Genomic DNA, 16,125 nt, shown 5'->3' with positions numbered 1-16,125 from the left:
GGCAAAGCTTCCAAGGTCGCCCTCACCGCGGTCATGCGAAAACTCGTCGTTCTGGCAAACACACTCATTCGCGAGCAACGTCTCTGGCAGCCAACTCAACCTTGACTGTGAACACAGATGCTCTCCCACAAGGGGAGAGGGGGAACCAAAAAGGGCCGGTCGCGTTTCCCTCTCCCCTTCGTGGGAGAGGGAGGGGCCCGCGTTAGCGGGAGGGTGAGGGGGCTTTTGGTTACTCCGCTGCGTTGTCGGCGGTTGCCGGCTCGGCTTCATCGTCGGAACTCGCGGCCTGTTGCCTCGCCCACATCTGGGCGTAGACGCCCTTCTGGCTCAGCAGGCTTTCATGCCTGCCGCGCTCGACGATGCGGCCCTGTTCCAGCACCAGGATCTCGTCGGCCTCCACCACCGTCGACAGGCGGTGGGCGATGACCAGGGTGGTGCGGTCGCGCGAGACCTCGCGCAGGCTGGCCTGGATCTCGCGCTCGGTCTTGGTGTCGAGCGCCGAGGTCGCCTCGTCGAACAGCAGGATTTCCGGGCGCTTCAGGATGGTTCGCGCGATGGCGACGCGCTGTTTCTCGCCGCCGGAAAGCTTCAGGCCGCGCTCGCCCACGGTGGTCGCGTAACCGTCCGGCAGGCCCTCGACGAAGTCGTGGATGCGGGCCAGGCGTGCCGCTTCCACCATCTCCGCCTCGCTGGCGCCGGGACGGCCGTAATGCACGTTGTAGCCGACGGTATCGTTGAAGAGGACGGTATCCTGGGGAACGATGCCGATGGCGCCGCGCAGGCTGTCCTGGGTCACCGCGCGGATATCCTGGCCGTCGATCTTCACCGAACCCTCCAGCACATCGTAGAAGCGGAAGAGTATGCGCGAGATGGTCGACTTGCCGGCCCCTGACGGGCCGACGATGGCCACGGTATCCCCGGCCTTCACCGAGAAGCTGACGTCTTTCAGGATCGGCCGGCGCGGGTCGTAGCCGAAACTCACGTTCTCGAAAGTCACCGCGCCACCGTCGAGCGCCAGCGCCGGGGCGTCGGGCTTGTCGGTCACCTCGGCATCGGAGGTCAGCAGCTTGAACATGGTCTCCAGATCGATCAGCGACTGTTTGATCTCGCGGTAGACCGTGCCCAGGAAATTCAGCGGCATGGCGAGCTGCAGCAGATAGGCGTTCACCATCACGAAGTCGCCGACGGTCATGGTGCCGGCAACGACACCCATGCCCGCCAGGATCATCAGCAGGGTGATGCCGATGGCGATGATCACCGACTGGCCAACGTTCAGGATGGAAAGCGAGGTGCGGCTCTTGATCGAGGCCTCTTCGTAAACCTTCAGCGCCCCGTCGTAACGCTCGGCTTCGTGCCCCTCGTTGCCGAAATACTTCACCGTCTCGAAGTTCAGCAGGCTATCGATGGCCTTGGTATTGGCGTCGTTGTCGGCATCGTTCATCCGCTTGCGGATCTCGATGCGCCATTCGGTCACCTTGAAGGTGAAAACCACGAAGGCGAAGATCGACACGAAGGGAATGACGGCAAAGCGCCAGTCGAAGAGATACCAGAGGATACCGCAGGCCAGCAGAACCTCGATCAGCGTCGGGATCACCGAAAAGGCGGTGAAGAACAGCAGGAACTCAATGCCCTTGGTGCCACGGTCGATGGCCCGGCTGAGCCCGCCGGTCTGGCGCTCCAGGTGAAAACGCAGGGACAGCGCGTGGACATGGCGGAAGGTCGCCAGCGCCACCCGCCGCACCGCGTTCTGGGCAACGCGGGCGAACAGCCCGTCGCGCAGTTCGCCGAAGGCCAGCGCCGCCACCCGCATAACGCCGTAGGCGAGCAGCAAGCTGAGCGGCAGCACCAGAATGAGATCGCCCACCGCCGTCAGCGCATCGACGGCCTCGCGCAGCACCAGGGGGATGGTGACCGTCGCCACCTTGGCGCAGACAAGCAGAACCATGGCCGCGACGACGCGGGCCTTCAGATCGCTGCGCCCCTGCGGCCAGAGGTAGGGCAGCAGGTTGGTCAGCACTTTGACTTGGCCGAAGCTGGCTTTCTGCCCTGCTTCGATGGTTGTTGGGCGCATTGTCTCTCCTGCAGATCAGGATATAGAGCAGCCGGCCCGAATGCCCAAACTTTCTGTGGGGCGGGGTTTCACTCTCCTCTCCCGCTGACGCGGGAAAGCTCCCTCTCCCCTCCGTGGGAGAGGGTCGGGGTGAGGGGGCTTTTGGTTTTCGCCCGCTCAGGCCGCGGCGGTGCGGCGCTGTTTGACGATGCCGAGGATCTCGCTGGCGGCATGGGGGATGTTGCTGCCGGGGCCGTAGATCGCCGAGACGCCGGCTTTCATGAGGAAATCGTAGTCCTGGGGCGGGATGACGCCGCCGCAGACCACGATCACGTCGTCGGCGCCCTGGGTCTTCAGCGCCTCGATCAGCTGGGGCACCAGGGTCTTGTGACCCGCCGCCTGGCTGGAGATACCGACGATGTGCACGTCGTTTTCGATGGCTTGGCGGGCACCTTCCTCCGGCGTCTGGAACAGCGGGCCGACGTCGACGTCGAAGCCGATGTCGGCGAAGGCGGTGGCGATCACCTTGGCGCCGCGGTCGTGGCCGTCCTGACCCAGCTTCACCACCAGCATGCGCGGGCGGCGCCCCTCCTCCGCCTCGAAGGCCTTCACCTCGGCTTGAATGCGCTGGAACCCTTCGTCGCCCTCATAGGCCGAGCCGTAGACGCCGGTGACCGAACGGATAACGGCACGATGACGCGTGTAGACCTTCTCCAGCGCATCGGAAATCTCGCCGAGGGTGGCCCGCGCCCGCGTGGCTTTGACCGCGAGATCCAGCAGGTTGCCGCTGCCGTCCTGCGCCGCCTGGGTCAGCGCCGTCAGGGCGGTATCGCAGGCGGCGCTGTCCCTGCTGTCGCGGATCTTTTTCAAGCGCGCGACCTGCTGTTCACGCACCGCCGTGTTGTCGATGTCGAGCACCTCGACCGGATCGTCATCCTCGGCGACATACTTGTTCACGCCGACGATGACCTCCTCACCGCGGTCGATGCGCGCCTGTCGCCGGGCCGCCGCCTCTTCGATGCGCAGCTTGGGCATGCCGGTTTCCACCGCCTTGGTCATGCCGCCCAGGTCTTCGACCTCGGCAATCAGTTTGCGCGCCTCGGCGACCAGGGAGGCCGTCAGGCTCTCCACGTAGTAGCTGCCGGCCAGGGGATCGGCCACCTTGGTGATGCCGGCTTCCTCCTGTAGGATCAGCTGGGTGTTGCGGGCGATGCGCGCCGAGGATTTGGTCGGCAGGCCGACCGCTTCGTCCAACGCGTTGGTGTGCAGCGACTGGGTGCCGCCCAGCGCCGCTGCCAGGGCCTCCACCGCCGTGCGCACCACGTTGTTGTAGGGCGACTGCTCGGTCAGCGAAACGCCGGAGGTCTGACAATGGGTGCGCAGCATGAGGGAACGCGGGTCTTTGGGCTGGAAGTGTGTCTGCATGAGATCGGCCCAGAGGAAGCGCGCGGCGCGCAGCTTGGCGATCTCCATGAAGAAGTTCATGCCGATGGCGAAGAAGAATGAGAGGCGCGGCGCGAAGGCATCGACCTCCAGCCCCTTCGACTGCGCCGCACGCACATACTCCACGCCGTCGGCCAGGGTGAAGGCCAGTTCCTGCACGCAGGTCGCCCCGGCCTCCTGCATGTGATAGCCGGAGATCGAGATGGAGTTGAAGCGCGGCATCTCCCGCGAGGTATGACCGATGATATCGGCGATGATCCGCATCGAAGGTTCGGGCGGATAGATGTAGGTGTTGCGCACCATGAACTCTTTCAGGATGTCGTTCTGAATGGTGCCGGAGAGTTTCTCCGGCCCGACACCCTGTTCCTCCGCCGCGACGATATAGCCGGCCAGCACCGGCAGCACGGCGCCGTTCATGGTCATGGAGACCGACATCTCATCCAGGGGAATGCCGTCGAAGAGGATCTTCATGTCCTCGACGGAATCGATCGCCACCCCCGCCTTGCCGACGTCGCCGACGACGCGCGGATGGTCCGAATCATAGCCCCGGTGGGTCGCCAGATCGAAGGCGACGGACAGCCCCTTCTGCCCGCCGGCCAGGTTGGCGCGGTAGAAGGCGTTGGACTCCTCTGCCGTGGAGAAACCGGCGTATTGGCGCAGGGTCCAGGGCCGGCCGGAGTACATGGTGGCGCGCGGCCCGCGGGTGAAAGGCGCGAAGCCGGGCAGCGAGCCTGTGGTCTCAAGGCCTTCCAGGTCTTCCGCCGTATAGAGCGGCTTCACCTTGATGCCCTCCGGCGTCTCCCAGGTCAGGCTGTCGGGATCGGCGCCCTTCAGGTCCTTCGCCGCCAGGGCCTGCCAGTCCGCCAGGGTCTTCTCCGGCCAATCGCTCATCGTGTCCGCCCTCTTCTCATCACCGGCCAATCCGGCGCAAACCACCCATTTCGCAGGTGCAGTATAGGCGGACGAACGATCCGCTGCAAAGAGCGCCGGGATTAGGCCTCCCCTCCCAAATCTCCCCTGGCGACAAGGGCCGACACCGCGCCGTAGGTGGCCACGCAGTAGGGCACGATGTAGGTGAGGAGGGCCTTCTTGGCGAGGTCGAGGCCCTGACCGGCAACCAGCCGGTCGCCCTGGTTGATGGCCACCAGGAGCGTGCCGACAACCAGCGCGACGGCGCCGGAGCGGCGCATCACCGCCGGGCCACAGGCCGTTTGAATCCAGAGTTTCATCGCCAAACCCTCATACCGCTTGCCTTTCCCGGCCCGGCCTCACCCCGGGCGCTCCAGACTAGCGCCGGAGAGCCGGCTTCCGAAAAGCACCCTTTTGTGAGGCGCTATCGGCAACCCTGTAGCCGGATTCACTTAATTACGCGTAGATAGTGTGAAAATGGCCGTCGATAAACTTCCGCGATTAATCCTGCGTTAAAACTCTTTACTTAAAACAAGTACTTAACGAATTCACCGCGGCGGATCGGGGGGCGGGCCCGGGCTGCCGCATCCGCGCGGGCTGTTGGGAGAAACCTGGGGCACCATGGACCCCTTCGTCATCATCAAGGCGCTGAACGTCGCCATGCTGCTCGTCATCGGCACGGCGCTCTATGTGTTCTGGCGGTCTTCCGACCGCACGCCGTTCCTGCTGCACTGGAGCCTCTACGAATTCGCCCTGGCGGCAGCGGTGGTGGTGGACGGCTACATTCTGCCGGCCTCCATCGCAGTAGGCGTCGCGGTTTCGGTGTTGCTGCTCGGTATCCTGGGATACCGCAAGCAGCGCCAGCCGACGCGCTACGCCTTCCTTCTGATGTTCCTGGTCATCGCCCTGCCCGGCTATGGCCTGGCCGAGGGTCTCGGCCGGACCTACGGCCTGATCTATCTGGTCATGGCCATGTCGGTCGGCTACCTGGCCGCCGCCACCCTGTTCTACAAGGCCGGCGGCGCCCTCAACACCTTCATCGCCGTGGCCTTTCTGGCGCGCGCGGCCAACATCCTGCTGTATCCGCTCTGGGAGATGCAGCACGCGCTCCACATCACCTATGCCATCGGCCAGATCCTGACCCTGATGGCCGGCGTCGGCCTGCTCATGGCCGGCTTCTCCAAAGCTTACAGCGCCCTGCAGAAACGCGAACGGGAGCTGGCCGGCGCCTACCATCAGAGTGAGGAGCTGACGGTCAAACTGGAGCACCGCAATGAGGAATACCTCCAGGCCCGTCATCACGCCGAAGCCGCCGATGCCGCAAAGTCGCAGTTCCTCGCCAACATGAGCCACGAGCTGCGCACACCGTTGAACGCCATTCTCGGCTTCTCCGAAGTCCTGGCGGTGCTGCCGCGCGAACAGGCGATGGAAAAGCTCCGCGCCTACGCCAGAGACATCCATCACTCGGCCAGCGGGCTGCAGTCCATGATCGACGAGATCCTGAATCTCTCGCGCGTCGAAGCCGGTGTCTTGAACGCCGATCCGAAGACCTGCGACCTCAACGACGTACTCGACGACATCCTGCGGGCGCTGCGACCGCTCGCCGAAGAGAAGGAAATCAGTCTCGCCAGAACCGCGGCGGCACCCTGCCTCGCACGCTGCGACTGCCAGTTGACAAGACAGGCGCTGATCAACGGCATCTCCAACGCCATCAAGTATACCCAGCGCGGCGGCGCCATAATCTGCAGCACGCAGACCGACGGCAAGAACGCCATCGCAACGGTCGAAGACAACGGCATCGGCATTGACGAAACGCGCCTTGGCAAGGCCTTCGATCCGTTCTGGCAGGAAGGCAACAGCTTCGTCGCCGAGAACAACGGCGTCGGCCTGGGCCTGACCATCGCCAAGTCCTACATCGAAGTGCAGGGCGGAAGCATCGAGTTAAGCCGGGCCGGCGAACGCGGCACCCTCTTCCGCGTCATCCTGCCGGCGGCCGAGGCGGCCAGTCTGCCGGACACCCCTTCAGACACCGCCCCGGATGCGCCCAGGGCGGAATCCCTGGCTTCCTAGCGCCCGATCCGCCAAGTCGGCATTTCAGCAAGACAGATCAAGCGGCCCTCGGGTAGGTCTTTGTCACCGGACAAAATCACCATAACGAGGGAGCCGCCCGATGAGCCAGAGAGAGACCACCCGCCAGACCTGGCTGGCGCGCTTCACCCGCGTGACCGACTACGTTACCGCACACCTGGATGAAGATCTGGATCTCGACCACCTGGCGGAGGTCGCCTGTCTGTCACCTTATCACTTTCACCGCTGCTGGCAGGCCTTCACCGGCGAGACCCTGGCCCAGATGGTCACCCGGCTGCGCCTGCACCACGCCGCCGCCGACCTTATCCGAGGCGAGCAATCTGTCGAAGAGGTGGCCCACAAAGCCGGCTATGGCTCCACCGCCGCCTTCACCCGTGCCTTTTCCCGCGCCTTCGGGCGCAGCCCTGCAGCCTATCGCGCCAAGGGGCGCAACGTACCCCCCCTGACCCTTATCCCCGAAATCGAAGGAGCCCCCCTGATGCACGATGTCCGCATCGAAGAGACCCTGCCCATCACCCTGGCCGCGATCCGCCACATCGGCCCCTACATGGAGGTTGAGAAACCCTTCAACCAGGTTCTCGGCTGGGCCATGGGCGCCGGCGTCATGACCCCCAAGACCCGCGTCATCGGCGTCTATCACGACGATCCGGGCGAAGTTGCGGAGGCCGAGCTGCGCTCCGACGTCGGCATCGCCGTGGCCCCGGGCACGGCAACCGAGGCCCCGGTGCATCTGGTGGAGGTTCCCGGCGGCCGCCACGCGGTGCTGCGCTTCAAAGGCGCCTATGCCGAGTTGCTCGGCGCCTACAACTGGTTCTTCGGCACCTGGCTGCCGGAGAGCGGGCACGAGCCGGGCGACGCGCCCTGCTATGAAGATTACCTGACCAACCCGCGCGAAGTGGCACCCTCGGAGAACATCACCGACATCCACATCCCCCTGAAAGGATAGGACAGTTCGGCCGGTTGATCCTCATCAAGGCGCCCGGACCGGCCAAGGGCGAGACTTAATCCAAGGAAAGCAGAAATCATCGAAGAGAGATTACCTTGGACGTTTCGATCTTCCTGGCCAGGCTCATCGGCCCGCTGTATCTGGCAGTGGGCCTCGGCCTGTTTTTGAACCAAAGCCATTACCGGGAGATGCTGCGCAGCCTGCCGGCCGGCGGCCTGTTCTACTATCTCTCAGGCGCCGTGGCCTTGAGCTTCGGCTTGGTGATCCTGCAGTTCCACAATCTCTGGGTCGCGGACTGGCGGGTGATTTTCACGGTCATCGGCTGGATCGCACTGGCAAAAGGCGCCCTGCTGTTGCTGGCGCCCAAGGTCGCCGTGCGCGTGACCCTGTTGTTCGCCAGCGGCCCGGTGCTGCTTGGCACCGCCGCCTTCGCCGTCCTGCTCGGCGGCTGGCTCAGCTACCTAGGCTATCTCGCCTAGAGTGTTTTCGACTTACGTCGAAACGCCTCCAACCGTTCAACTTGGAAAGCCCTAACGACGCCGCCACTCCATGGTCAGCGCAAAGGCGATGAACAGCGCCGCGGAAGCCACCAGGGACGGCAGCAGAAACGACTGGCCGAGGCCGTAGGCATAACCGGCGAAGCCCGGGCCGATCATCTGGCCCAGGCCGAAGGCGGCGGTCATCAAAGCCATGGAGCGGCGCGGGTCGCCCGGCGACAGGGCCCGCGCATAGACCAGACCCAGCGCCGTGATCCCCATGATGGTGCCGCCCAGAAGCGCCGCTGCCAGCAGCACCGCAAAGGCGCCGCTGCCCAGAACCGAGAGTGCGACGCCGACGCCCTGGGTCAGGCAGGCCAGCGCGAAACCGCGGGCTGTGCCCAGACGCCCGGCCAGCCAGGACCAGACCAGCACCGAGGGAATGGCGGCAAGGCCGACCACCAGCCAGACATAGGATTCAAGCCAGCGGATTTCCGGTGTCAGGCGCACCAGGGTGGAGATGAAAGTGGCGGTGATCACATAGCCGAAACCGAACAGGCCGTAAGCGATAACCAGGGCGATGAGACGCCGGCGGTCGCCGTGGCCCGCCGCCGGGGGTTTTGCCGCCGCGGCCTCTGCCCCCTCCGGCGGGACCAGCCGGAAGACCGCAAGCAGCGCCAGAAGGGAAAGCCCGCCGCTGGCCAGCCAGAGTTCGCGCCAATCGCTGCCGAAAGCAGCCATGCCGGCCACCAGTACAGCCGAAAGCGCGATGCCGCTGCCGACCCCGGCGAAGTGCAGCGCCGACAGGCCCGGCCGCCCCGCCGCGGCCAAGCGGTCCAGCACCAGGGCGGAAGCCAACACCAGGACAAAGGCGCTGGCGACACCGCTGGCAAAACGCAGGGCAAGAAAAAGCGGCAGCCAGGCCTCCGCCGCCATGCCCGCCGTGGTAAAGGCGGAGACGGCCAGCGCGATCAGGAACCAGCGCCGCCGCCCGCCGGGCAGAGAGGCCTTGGCCGCGCCCAGCGCGCCCAACAGGTAGCCGAGAAAATTGGCCGAGGCGACGAGACCCGCCTGCGCCTGGCTGAGCCCCAGCGTCTCCACCATGAACGGCAGGATCGGCGTATAGACGAAACGCCCGATGCCCATGGCCGCGGCCAGGGCGATGCAGCCGCCCAGCGCGACAGCGGCGGCATTGCCGGCCGCCGGATCAGAGGTTCTCAATTGACCGGTCATCAAACAAAGCTACCACGCGCCCCGGCGTACAGACTTGCAATTCCCGGAGATCAGGGTCCCGTTCAAGACCCTGCGCCGCCAACTCGTCAGCGCGCCTTGCTTACGCCGATCAGGGCGGCGGTGCCGTCGATGTTGGCCAGCCCCCATTCCTTCACGGCGACAAGAACCGGCCTCAGGCTCCGGCCTTTTTCGGTCAGGTGATAACCAGCGCGCCTGCCTGACGGTGCGGTGCGGCGCTCCACCAGGCCGTGCCCGACGAGGAGGTTCAAACGATCGGCGAGGATGTTGCTGGCAATGCCCTCCGGCGCGCGCTGAAACTCCGAGAAGCGGGATCTGCCAAAGAACAAATCGCGGATCACCAGAAGAGTCCAGCGGTCACCCAGCAGATCGAGTGCGCAGGCCACCGGACAACAAGATCTCTTGTCGTCGGCACGCGGGTTCATCGAAAACCTCCATCCGGGTGAAACAGGCCCCGTCGGGGCAGCGCGCCGATCGGGTGATCCGACGCATTCAACGTTACGTATATTACTTGCAAAATGCAAGTAATCTGATTTTTGCGGCGGCGTCGGCAAAACCAGGTTTCTCCGACCCTCGATTACCGAAGGAAACCGTCCATGTATGAGCTGATGCAGGCCCACCCCATGACCCTGTTCACCGTCATGTCGGCGGTCCTGGTGACACCCTTTTATGTACTCTGCACCTACGTCTTCAGCGGTGCCTCAGCGAGAAAGGGCGCGATCATCGGCAGTGGCTTCCTGCTCTGGGGGGCAGCGATGACCTGGTTCTGCCTGGCGGGAGTGGTTCAGGACATGGGACCGCTCGGCCGCCTCGTGGTGCCGGTCTGCTGGGTGCTGCCGAGCCTCGTCCTGTTCCTCTGGCGGGACTGGTTCCTCAGCGATCCGCTGTCGCAGCACTGGCTGATCGGCCTCCAGGTCTGGCGCGTCATCGGCGGGGTGTTTCTGATCGAGATGGCCGGCAGAAACATACCGGGGATCTTCGCCTACCCCGCCGGTCTCGGTGACATTCTCGTCGCCGTCATCGCCACTGCCGTATTGATTTTCCACCGCGCCCGCAAAGAGATCGCGCCGGCCGCCGTGCTCCTCGTGCTCGGCCTTGGCATCGCGGATTTCTCCAGTGCGTTCTTCTTCGGCTTCACCTCTTCCGAAGGCCCGCAGCAGCTTTTCTTTCCGGAGATCGTGAACAACTCACTGATGTTTCCGACCGGGATGATCGCGCTGTTCCTGGTTCCCTACGCGATCTTCTTCCACACACTGTCTTTCCTGTCTCTGCGACAGCGCGAAGAAGGATCGTAAAAAGTCAGGGCGCGGTGATTCTGCCGACCACGTCAGGCTTGGCGCTGCCGTTCGGTTTCAGGATGACCCCACCACCCGACTTCACCTCGGGCACCCCGACCTCCACAAAGGCGTGCTTGTGCGTCACGACAACCAGGGGCGCTTGAGCACCCGCTGCCTCAAGCTCTTGCAGAAAAGACTGGAATGCGCTGACCATGGCCGCCTCGTCCCCCGTACGCCAGTGGAAGTAGTTCAGCCGGGGTTCCGCGGTCACCGGCCCCAGGTCCAGCAGTTCCGCCGTCTGCCTGGCGCGGCAATACTGGCTGCTCAGAATCCTGACTTCGGAAATCCCGGCCGCGCGGAAACGTTCACTGAGCATCGCCGCCTGCTTGCGCCCCGGGGCGCCAACCTGGCGCTGGGTGCCACAATTCTCCAGATCGAAGTTGTCGGCGTCGGAACCGCCGGCCTTCACATGGCGCAGCAACACGACATATCCGCCGTCTTTCAGCTTGGCGAGATCGAAGTCCGCCGCGGCGACCGGCGCGGCGCCGGCCAGAAACGCGAATGCGAGAACCGCGATTACAGATCGCCAAAGACCGCCCTGCATAATCCCCCACCCCCAAGAATGCCGGTTTCACTTCGACTCGTTTTTACACGGAAGCCCCGGCGCCTTCTAGAGGCGGATACGGCGGAAGGCGACGGGCACATCGAAACCTTTGAGGTTTGTCGTCTCGTTGATGCAGTCCAGACCGTCAAGCAGCGGCGTCACCCCATGGTCTTCGGACACCACGGCGGAAAGCACGAGATCGCCACCCTCGCTCTTGCCTTGCAGACGGGCGGCCATGTTCACCGTGGTGCCGAAGTAATCGAGCCGCCCGTTCAGGGTCACCGCGATGCACGGCCCCTCATGCACGCCCAGCTTGATGGCAACGGGCTCCTGCTCGCCGGCATTGAAGGCCGCGACCTCGCGCTGAACCGCCAGACCCGCGGCCACCGCGTCGGCAGGCGCCGCAAAGGCCGCCATGACCGCATCGCCGATGGTCTTCACCACCGCACCGTTGTGGCGCCGCACGATGGCGCCGATAAAGGCGAAGTGATCGCGCACCAGATGATAGGCGGCGGCATCGCCGATCCGTCCATAGAGATCGGTGGAACGCCTGAGATCGGTAAACAACAGCGCGATGCGGGCGACCGAAACCTCATCGCCGGGCCGCAGCACCTGATCGGAGAAGAGATCGCGGAAAGCCTGAATCGCGGTGACCCGGTCTGCGGTCAAGGCGTCGCGAACCCAGCGCCGTTCCTCCACGATGGCGGTCAGGGGCCGGGCGGCGCCGTTACGCAGGATCACCTGGCCCGGCCGGCCCGCCACATCCGCCGAGACGCTGTCTTCCCCCAACACCACTTCAGGCAGGGCGGCGCCATCCTCCAGCGCCATTTCGAACTCGGGTCCGGCCTCCAGGGTTCGCAGCACATAGCGGCCCGGCGGCAGATCGCAGGCTTCGGTCAGGCTCTGCCCCGCCGCAAGGGTCCGCTGAACCCAGACATGCGGCGTCGACATCGGGCCGAAAAGGCAATGCTCACCTGCGCCCAGGGGCCGCACCGCCGGTGCCGGCGCGAAACTCAGTTCGACGTTGCGCGAAAAATCCCGGCCGTAGTCGATGTTGCAGGTGTCGCAGTGGGCGCCCTGCGGCAGGCCGTCCAGCGCCTCTACCGCCGCCTTGGGGACCCGGCAGCGCGGGCACAACAGGTCCCAGCGCATGATCAGCAGGCCCGCGCGCACCGCCTCCAGGCAAAGCTCGATCACCGCCCGCTCCTCCACCTGCCAATCCCGCGCCAGCGCCAGGGGACGCAGGTGGATCAGGTCGGCTTCCTGGGCTGTCAGCAGGTGATCGGCCAGGCGGCGGGCCAGACCGTGGCCGTGGGGGCCGGCCTCAATCCGCGCCACGAGTTCGGACACATGCCGGCGCGTCTGCGGGCTGGGCGTCGGCGCACGAAAACTGAACGGCTGGGGACTGGCGTCACCGGCAAAGCGGTCGGCATCAACCGCCAGTGTTGCAAAGGTCTTAGCCGTGCTGGAGAAAAAGCCGGCTTTCAGGATCAGCCGGCCGAGCAGATTGGCGGGCGTCGCAGTCAGGGTGTAGTCCGCGTGGCAGGCCCGCCCGCCATCTTCAGCGGTCAGCACCAGGCGTGCCGTCATGTCCCGCAGCGGGCCGTTGCGAAACTCCCGGCGATGTTCGAACCACCGGCCGGTGACCCAGTTCGTCGGTATCTCGCGCCAGGTGACGGTCAAGGGGCCGCGTTTCATCGCTCCCTCAAACAGCACGGTGCCGTCGTCCTGCAGGGTCTCGCTCACGTCATAACGGGGTAGACCCGCCGCTTCGTTGAACCGCACGGTATCGGCAAGCAACGGCCAGATGGCCTGTGGCGGGCTCTTGAACTGCCAATGAAAGGTCTGGCTTTGCGCGGCGGCCATGGTCCGGGTCCTGTTCTGGGCGCGACCCTGGAGCTACCAACGCATGAAGGGCAGCACCGCCGTTGGTTTCGGCTCCGCCGCCCGAACGAAGGCGCTGTAGCTACCGGGATCGATCTTTCCCTCACTGTCTACGCCTAATTCTTCGCCGTGGATGCCCCCGGCAATAAAGATCGAGTCGATTCCCGCGGCCGCCGCCCCGGCGACATCGGTGCGCAGGGAATCGCCGATTGCCGCAATGCGCGCCGCCGGAACGCCGGGCAGCAGGGCAAAACAGCTGCGGTAGACCTCTGGATGGGGCTTGCCGTGCCAGCGCACCGCGCCGCCCTTTTGCTCGTAGTCGAGGGCCAGCGCGCCGGCGCAAATCTCACGCGACTCGCCCCGCAGCACGAGGAGATCCGGATTGGCGCAGATCATCGGCAGTTTCAATTGCAACGCCCGGTCCAGAAAGTCCCGGTAAACCTCGACACTATCATCGCTGCTGAGATTGCCGGTGTTGAGAATGAAATCGGCCTCACCGAGATCATCGATAAAGTCGAGATCGAGACCTTCGCGCATGCCGAAATCGCGCTCCGGCCCCAGGTGATAGCACCGCCGGCCAAGCGCCCGGTACCAGGCGTCCGGCCGGGTTTTCAGGTGCTGCCAGGTATCTTCGCCCGACGACATCAGGGCATCCGGAAGATCGGCGGGAATCCCCAGTTCCACATTCCGCGCGGTGATCACATCGGCGCGGCGCGGCGCATTGGAGAGGATGATCGAGCGCTTGCCCGCGGCCCTCAGGGCCTCCAGCGCAGCGACCGCCGCCGGAAAGGCGGAAACGCCGTCGTGCATCACCCCCCAGAGGTCGACGATGAAGGCATCGTAGCGGTCGGTCAGGGCCGCAAGGCCCGGATGAAACGGGGGAGAGGACATGGAAACTCCGGCAAGAGCAGGCGCAAGAACGCTCTTCTGCCACAGGCCGGCAGGGATGCAAAGGAGGCTTTGTAGGGGCCGAAGCGGCCGTCAGGCCGCCGGACGGGCAAGACGCGGTTCGCCGAAGAGATAGCCCTGGGCACAGTCGACACCGATATCCAGCACTTCGACCAGAGCGTCTTCGTCCTCGACCCGCTCCGCCACCAGCCGCAGCCCCTGTTCCTTCAGGTCGTTCAGCAGGCGCTCGGCCATCTCCGGCTCGGCCAGCAGCACCTCGACCCGCACCTTCACGAAGTGGAAGTTGCGCGTCGCCAGGGCCGCTGCATCGATGTTGAGATCCAGGACGCCGTCCAGCGAGAAGCGGCAACCAAGCTCGGCCAGGCGGCGCAGGTAGATGGCCGCACTGGAGTCCCAGGAATCATAGGCGCTCTGCGGGAACTCGAAAACCAGGTTGCGGGCCAGTTCGCCATTGCTCTCAAGGAAGCTGACAAAGTCGTCGAAGAAGACATCGTCGCTCAGGGTGTGGCTGGAGATGTTGCAGAAGAAGTCGACTTCTTCGTTGCGCTTCTGGACCTTGCGCACCAACTGGACGCAGCGGATCAGCAGCATATTGTCGATCGCCGTCACCATGCCTTCACGCTCGGCCAAGTGAATGTACTGCTCGGGCAGGATCATGAACCCGTCGCTGGTGCGCAGGCGCGAGAAGCACTCGTAGTAACGCCGCTTGCGCTGCGGCAGCAGCACGATGGGCTGCAGCACCAGGTCGATGCGGTCATCGCGCAGGGCCTGGCGCGCTACTTCCAGTATCGCCGAGTCGTCGAGGCCGAGCGCCACCGGAGGCAGGACCCCCGGCTTCTGGTTGGCGTTGGCCGGCAGGGCCGAAGTCTTGTCGTCCTGGTCCGAGGGGGTGGCCGCCGGGCGCGGACGCAGGGGGTGGGGTTTGGCTTTCGGCTTGGCCTGGGTGATCTGAGATCCTTTGAAGGTTCTTTGCCGGGCGGCCTGCTCCAGGGCATCTTCTTCGGCCTGTTTGGGCGCTTTGGAAGACTTGGCCAGCCGCGTGATCAAGGACTGCAGGACCTTTACTTCGGCAATCACTTCATCGACGGATTTGCCGGACTTGCTGACCCCGCCGACCGACTCGAAAGCTTCGCGCAGAACCGAAAGCTCACGCCGCGTCCAGGACAGCTCTTCCAGGGCATCGCCCTGGGTAACCCGTAGCGAAAGCAGTTTCTGAGCCAGGAAGGTTTCGCGGCCAAGGCGGGCATAGACCTCATGCAGCAGGCCGCCGCCGAGCAGCACCGCAAGGCTGAGGCCGATGGCCGCACGCTGGTCGATCAAAGGGTGCCACTGCGGGCCGAAGAGCAGCACCGCCACGGCGGCGCAGGCATAGCACAGGAAAACCGCGGCGTGCTTAAGCATCGCGAAGCACCCTGGCAGCCAAGGCGGCAATGATCATGAGGTCGGGCCGGTCCATGGCCGTAGTTTGCCTTGCCAGTCTTGAAAAGAGGGTTAACGGAGTCTTGCAAACCGACAGCCCGCAATGGGCGGCCGGGGAAACCACCGGGCGCCGAGAGGCTTGACGTAAGCGGCTGCCCGGCTATGAAACCCGGGAGAGACCGCAATCAAGGGAGAACCGGGGCGATGGCCGTTACCATCTATCACAACCCACGCTGCAGCAAATCGCGCCAGACCCTGGCGCTGATCCGGGATAGGGGGATCGAACCCCGGATCGTCGAATACCTGAGCGACACGCCCGACGCCGCGACCCTGGATAGGCTGCTGAAAAAACTGAAAATGGAACCGCGCGAGCTCATGCGCCGCAAGGAAGCCCCCTATAAGGAGCTGAACCTGGGTGACGAGGGTCTGAGCCGCGAGGCGCTGATCGACGCCATGGTGGCACACCCGATCCTGATCGAACGGCCGATCGTGGTGAAAGGCGCCAAGGTCGCCCTGGGCCGGCCGCCGGAAGCCGTGCTGGGAATCCTCTAGCAGGCTGCTGAAAAAGTCTGACGTATAGGGTTTTGGGCCTTGGTTTGAGGTCAGCCCCCTATGAGGGTGGTTTTGGGTGCTGGTCTATCCCGGGTGATCGGCGCTTTGGTGGAGCGTTGGTCTCATGTTTGGGCCAGGAGCTTTGGTATTCGCACAAGATTGCAGGCGGTGGCGGTGAGAGTGAAGGCCCAGCCGACGCGCTCGAGGCCGCGGTGGCGGGTCTTGGCGAGGTTGCCGGTGGTCTTGATCCAGCCGAAGCCCTCCTCGATACGCTTGCGCACGCGTTGGCTCACGGCGTAGCCCGGGTGCCGGGTCGT

At 64.8% G+C, this 16,125-nt stretch carries 15 protein-coding genes and 1 pseudogene; 6 read left to right on the top strand and 10 right to left on the bottom strand.

Annotated elements, in window-relative coordinates:
• Positions 1-105, top strand: a pseudogene (locus HBA54_RS28195) (IS110-like element ISMno29 family transposase); the annotation flags it as partial.
• A gap of 124 nt (positions 106-229) precedes the next feature.
• Here the strand turns inward: HBA54_RS28195 and HBA54_RS28190 are convergent.
• The 3 genes from HBA54_RS28190 to nrtS all read right to left on the bottom strand — a co-directional run bounded on the left by HBA54_RS28190 (position 230) and on the right by nrtS (position 4,722).
• Positions 230-2,071 (bottom strand): ABCB family ABC transporter ATP-binding protein/permease, encoded by a 1,842-nt coding sequence (locus HBA54_RS28190; protein WP_167231934.1) that lies wholly within the window; start codon positions 2,069-2,071, stop codon positions 230-232.
• 156 nt (positions 2,072-2,227) lie between these two features.
• A complete protein-coding gene (scpA, locus tag HBA54_RS28185) occupies positions 2,228-4,384 on the bottom strand; it encodes a methylmalonyl-CoA mutase (RefSeq protein ID WP_167231931.1) in 2,157 nt (718 codons plus the stop codon).
• A 101-nt stretch (positions 4,385-4,485) separates the two neighbouring features.
• Positions 4,486-4,722 (bottom strand): nitrate/nitrite transporter NrtS, encoded by a 237-nt coding sequence (gene nrtS / locus HBA54_RS28180; protein ID WP_167231928.1) that lies wholly within the window; start codon positions 4,720-4,722, stop codon positions 4,486-4,488.
• Between the two features lie 301 nt (positions 4,723-5,023).
• Here nrtS and HBA54_RS28175 point away from each other — a divergent pair, with 301 nt between their 5' ends.
• The 3 genes from HBA54_RS28175 to HBA54_RS28165 all read left to right on the top strand — a co-directional run bounded on the left by HBA54_RS28175 (position 5,024) and on the right by HBA54_RS28165 (position 7,915).
• Positions 5,024-6,472 (top strand): sensor histidine kinase, encoded by a 1,449-nt coding sequence (locus tag HBA54_RS28175; protein ID WP_167231925.1) that lies wholly within the window; start codon positions 5,024-5,026, stop codon positions 6,470-6,472.
• Between the two features lie 100 nt (positions 6,473-6,572).
• On the top strand, positions 6,573-7,436 hold the full coding sequence (locus tag HBA54_RS28170; RefSeq protein ID WP_167231922.1) for an AraC family transcriptional regulator: 864 nt from the start codon (positions 6,573-6,575) through the stop codon (positions 7,434-7,436).
• Between the two features lie 95 nt (positions 7,437-7,531).
• Positions 7,532-7,915 carry a hypothetical protein gene (locus HBA54_RS28165; RefSeq protein WP_167231919.1) on the top strand — a complete coding sequence of 128 codons (384 nt, stop codon included), beginning with the start codon at positions 7,532-7,534 and terminating at the stop codon, positions 7,913-7,915.
• 51 nt (positions 7,916-7,966) lie between these two features.
• Here HBA54_RS28165 and HBA54_RS28160 read toward each other — a convergent pair whose 3' ends face one another.
• Both HBA54_RS28160 and HBA54_RS28155 read right to left on the bottom strand, forming a co-directional pair.
• Complete coding sequence (locus HBA54_RS28160) at positions 7,967-9,145, bottom strand: YbfB/YjiJ family MFS transporter (RefSeq protein ID WP_205944970.1); 1,179 nt, start codon at positions 9,143-9,145, stop codon at positions 7,967-7,969.
• 86 nt (positions 9,146-9,231) lie between these two features.
• Entirely contained in the window at positions 9,232-9,588 is a 357-nt protein-coding gene (locus HBA54_RS28155; protein WP_167231916.1) for a winged helix-turn-helix transcriptional regulator, read from the bottom strand.
• Between the two features lie 171 nt (positions 9,589-9,759).
• Here HBA54_RS28155 and HBA54_RS28150 point away from each other — a divergent pair, with 171 nt between their 5' ends.
• On the top strand, positions 9,760-10,458 hold the full coding sequence (locus tag HBA54_RS28150; RefSeq protein ID WP_167231913.1) for a DUF8737 domain-containing protein: 699 nt from the start codon (positions 9,760-9,762) through the stop codon (positions 10,456-10,458).
• 4 nt (positions 10,459-10,462) lie between these two features.
• On the opposite strand, the gene HBA54_RS28145 is transcribed toward HBA54_RS28150, so the two are convergent.
• The 4 genes from HBA54_RS28145 to HBA54_RS28130 all read right to left on the bottom strand — a co-directional run bounded on the left by HBA54_RS28145 (position 10,463) and on the right by HBA54_RS28130 (position 15,238).
• Positions 10,463-11,044: a histidine phosphatase family protein gene (locus HBA54_RS28145; RefSeq protein WP_167231910.1), complete on the bottom strand. Its 582-nt coding sequence runs from the start codon at positions 11,042-11,044 to the stop codon at positions 10,463-10,465.
• Between the two features lie 66 nt (positions 11,045-11,110).
• Entirely contained in the window at positions 11,111-12,910 is a 1,800-nt protein-coding gene (locus tag HBA54_RS28140; protein ID WP_167231907.1) for an adenylate/guanylate cyclase domain-containing protein, read from the bottom strand.
• A 33-nt stretch (positions 12,911-12,943) separates the two neighbouring features.
• On the bottom strand, positions 12,944-13,819 hold the full coding sequence (locus HBA54_RS28135) for a TIGR01459 family HAD-type hydrolase (protein WP_167231903.1): 876 nt from the start codon (positions 13,817-13,819) through the stop codon (positions 12,944-12,946).
• A gap of 90 nt (positions 13,820-13,909) precedes the next feature.
• On the bottom strand, positions 13,910-15,238 hold the full coding sequence (locus HBA54_RS28130; protein ID WP_167231900.1) for an EAL domain-containing protein: 1,329 nt from the start codon (positions 15,236-15,238) through the stop codon (positions 13,910-13,912).
• A gap of 222 nt (positions 15,239-15,460) precedes the next feature.
• On the opposite strand from HBA54_RS28130, the gene arsC reads away from it, so the two are divergent.
• Positions 15,461-15,808 (top strand): arsenate reductase (glutaredoxin), encoded by a 348-nt coding sequence (arsC, locus tag HBA54_RS28125; RefSeq protein ID WP_167231895.1) that lies wholly within the window; start codon positions 15,461-15,463, stop codon positions 15,806-15,808.
• Positions 15,809-15,930: 122 nt separating this feature from the next.
• On the opposite strand, the gene HBA54_RS28120 is transcribed toward arsC, so the two are convergent.
• Positions 15,931-16,125 (bottom strand): transposase (locus HBA54_RS28120; protein ID WP_205944969.1); only part of this gene is annotated, 195 nt, incomplete at its 5' end.

Source organism: Pelagibius litoralis (genome assembly GCF_011683915.1).
In the GTDB taxonomy this organism is placed as follows: Bacteria; Pseudomonadota; Alphaproteobacteria; order Kiloniellales; family Kiloniellaceae; genus Pelagibius; species Pelagibius litoralis.
Note: the sequence above shows the minus strand (reverse complement) of the source record. Positions and strands in the feature narration are given on the sequence as shown.